The 3,240-nt window shown below is 30.3% G+C and carries 4 protein-coding genes; all 4 read left to right on the top strand.

Annotation, left to right across the window (positions count from 1 at the left end; translation table 11 throughout):
• A partial coding sequence (locus J3U63_RS13075) for a M23 family metallopeptidase (protein ID WP_267371820.1) occupies nucleotides 1-781 on the top strand: 781 nt, incomplete at its 5' end.
• A 52-nt stretch (nucleotides 782-833) separates the two neighbouring features.
• On the top strand, nucleotides 834-1,799 hold the full coding sequence (locus J3U63_RS13080) for a hypothetical protein (RefSeq protein ID WP_267371822.1): 966 nt from the start codon (nucleotides 834-836) through the stop codon (nucleotides 1,797-1,799).
• A 60-nt stretch (nucleotides 1,800-1,859) separates the two neighbouring features.
• Nucleotides 1,860-2,870, top strand: a complete 1,011-nt coding sequence (locus tag J3U63_RS13085) for a hypothetical protein (RefSeq protein ID WP_267371823.1) — start codon at nucleotides 1,860-1,862, stop codon at nucleotides 2,868-2,870.
• Between the two features lie 149 nt (nucleotides 2,871-3,019).
• Nucleotides 3,020-3,240: hypothetical protein (locus J3U63_RS13090; protein ID WP_267371824.1), on the top strand; the 221-nt coding region annotated here is incomplete at its 3' end.

Raw genomic sequence — 3,240 nt, forward strand, 5'->3', positions numbered from 1 at the left:
TGAAACAGAAAAAGATAAAACAGAAGACAGCTCAAAGCAACAAACCGAAACATCATCAACGCCAGCCACGTTAAGCCAAAACGGTGAGGTTTGGTTTATGCATCCTGTGGCGATGGTGGATTGTTTTAATTCTAAAAGAAAACTCTGGCATGAGCCTTTAGAGCGCCCACAACGCACTTGTTATAGTTCAAATACAAATCTTAATAATTGGAATGGTGCTTTTGGTTTTGTAAGAAATCAGGGCGCGAAAGCTCATACAGGTTTAGATTTATTTGCAGACATAAATACCCCATGTTACGCGTGTTTAGATGGAGAAATAGTTCAATATGAAGTAGAAGGTGGATATGGAAACGTATTAGTAATAAAAGTCAAGGGTGATGATTTACGCGCATCAAGAAATGACTATACGCTTGAATTTAATGAACCCGACAAACAAGAGGTAGTTCAAGCTGATGATTTTGATATTAATGCTGACCATTTTTATTTACGTTATTGTCATTTAAGTGATAAACGTGCTGACTTAAAAGTCGAAAATAAGGTTAAATCGGGTGATTTGATAGGCTATACAGGTAACGCTAAAGGACTTTGTAATCCTCATTTACATTTTGAAATCGCTATGAAAAAAAATGGTAATCGGACTAATACAAAAAATGCACAAAACGATAGGCTAGCCTACAAAATCAATCCGGCATTCTTTGTTAATTTACAGGCAATTGATGTAGATGAGCAGACAAAAGTGAAAGAGAGAAGAATTCAAGAACAAGTGGTTAAAAAGAAATAAACTTAAGTAAAACAACAATATACAAAGTAGAAATAAATTAAGGAATAACAAGATGGATTATATAAAACCTATTTTACTTCTAATATCACTAATACCAACAATTAGCCAAGCAGAATTAAGTCGCATTTACACAGGTACCATTGGTCAAGATAAAGTTGAATTTTATTTTGAATATGATGTTGCGGTTTATATTGATAATAAAGATCATCAAGTTAGGAATCTTAATATAAGTCAGATTCGTAACCCCAGTAAATTCAAATCTAAAAATGTTAATCCAGTGATTGAGAATGTTGATATTTTTGATTCAGAACGGCTTACAGGCTATACACCTAATGGTGATAAGGTAGATTTACACAAAACATTTGAATACGGTGAATACGATGAACATTCATTACGCAAAGTAGAATTTAATAATGTAGATTATTTACAACAAAGTAGCACTAAAGATTTTTATTTTAAAGTGGTGGTATCAAAGAAAAAAGGGAAAAAAGCAAAAATTGTGGGGATCAAAATTTATAGCAAACAGGATGGTCGCCTTATTCAGACTATTACGGGGATAAAAGGGTGTGAATTTAATTCTTATGTTAGTATTCAAACACATGAAGGCTTTGATTTTAATTTTGATGGTGATAATAATGACTTTTATCTGACTAAAAATAGAAATTATGGTCCTAATGAAATAGCAGATTATTACGCTTATGACAAAACCCAACAACAATTTGTTAAATTAAATCTCGATGGTAATGATTTTCGTTTTGATTATAAAGAAAAAGAGGCTACTAGCTACAAAACCTGTCCGAGTAAAAAAGAAAGATCCCAAATATTTCTGACAGATGATTTTCAATACATAGGTAATAACCGTTACAAACGAATTTCAACAGAATGCTTATTTCAGGAGGATAGTTATCTAAACGAAAATAATGGTCGATATGAGTTTAAAAAACAAAGAGCATGCACACTTACTGAGTTGAACTTTTGTCGCAATTATATAGATACTAATGATTATGATGATTATTAATAGCTGTGTGACTGATAAGTATGAATCCAGCTGTATACTAGATAAATTAAGGAATTACACATGAGCTATAAAAAAACAATTTTACTTTTTCTATTATTAATTCCTGCCATCAGCCAAGCAATTTTCCGTGTATATACTGGTAATGTAGGAAAAAATAAAGCTGATTTTTATTTTGATTCTGAAACGGCTGTTTTTGTTTATACAAATGGTATAGATCATCAAGTTAGATTATTAGATTTTGTAAAAAACAATACTAATGAATTTAATTTTAAAACTTATTATGCAAATTCATATAAAAAGATGATTGATAAAATATTTATTAAAGATTTCAATGTCGTGACTTTTAATGATGGTTCGGAAAATTACCAACAGCTAGCAGGATATGCTTTTGGTAAAGATAGTAAGATTAATTTAGATAAAATATTTGAATATAACGAAAATTCATTAGATGAAGCGGAATTCAGCAATATAGATTATTTACAGAGAGATAGCACAAAAGATTTTTATTTTAAAGTGATAGTGTCTAAAAATCAAAAGGAAAAAGCACATATTGTGGGTGTCAAAATCTTCAATAAAAAAGATGGTCGTCTTATTCAAGTCATCGATGATATAAGTGAATGTGAGTTTCATGGTTATGTTAGCATCAAAACTAATGAAAGTTTTGATTTTAATTTTTATGGAAATAATAATTCCTTTTTCATCGTTAAAGATCAACTGTCGGGTTCAAATAATATTGATAAATATTATGCTTACTCTTATGACAAAAAACAGCAGAAATTTGTCAAATTGAATCTTTACGGTAATGATTTAAGTATTGATGATGAAGATAAATTTGCTTATAGCTACAAATACTGTCCGGGCAAAAAAGAAGATGAAGTTATATCGTTGAAAAATAATTTTAAATGCTTTGAAAATAACCGTTATAAATATGTTGAAACAGAATGTTTGTATAAAGAGGTTGGAACGATGGTCGTAAATTCTAATCTATTGGTGTTTACAAAACAAAGAGAATGCACACCTAAAGAGCTAAGTAATTGTAGAAAATTTGTAGATGATCCTTATGAAGATTAAAAATTTTTAGATAAGTAATAAGGTTTTTTATTAATTATAAAGTTATTGAAATATATGAATTTTTGATAATAATCATAATGAATATTTGATATTGCAAATGTTTTAAGGGAATAGCGGAAAAACCCCCATTAACAACGGCACTGGGACGGTTGTTAGTTCATTATAAAAGTGAATGGTATGAAGAGCTGGATGCGGAAGGAAAGCGGCCGGAATGGGAAGCATTAAACAGTGAAATGACCGATGATGCTGAAAACTATTTGGGTTATATAAAAGACGGTGATGAGACAAAACGTGATGCATATGTTAGTAAGTTTGATGCAAGCGAACAAGAATCAATAAAACAAGGCTTAGAACAACAAAGAAGAGACTA

The organism is Gilliamella sp. B2838 (assembly GCF_026536185.1).
Taxonomy (GTDB): domain Bacteria; phylum Pseudomonadota; class Gammaproteobacteria; order Enterobacterales; family Orbaceae; genus Gilliamella.

Coding starts and splice junctions, on each gene's coding strand:
- J3U63_RS13080 (WP_267371822.1), top strand. CDS start 834: ATGGATTATATAAAACCTATTTTACTTCTAATATCACTAATACCAACA.
- J3U63_RS13085 (WP_267371823.1), top strand. CDS start 1,860: ATGAGCTATAAAAAAACAATTTTACTTTTTCTATTATTAATTCCTGCC.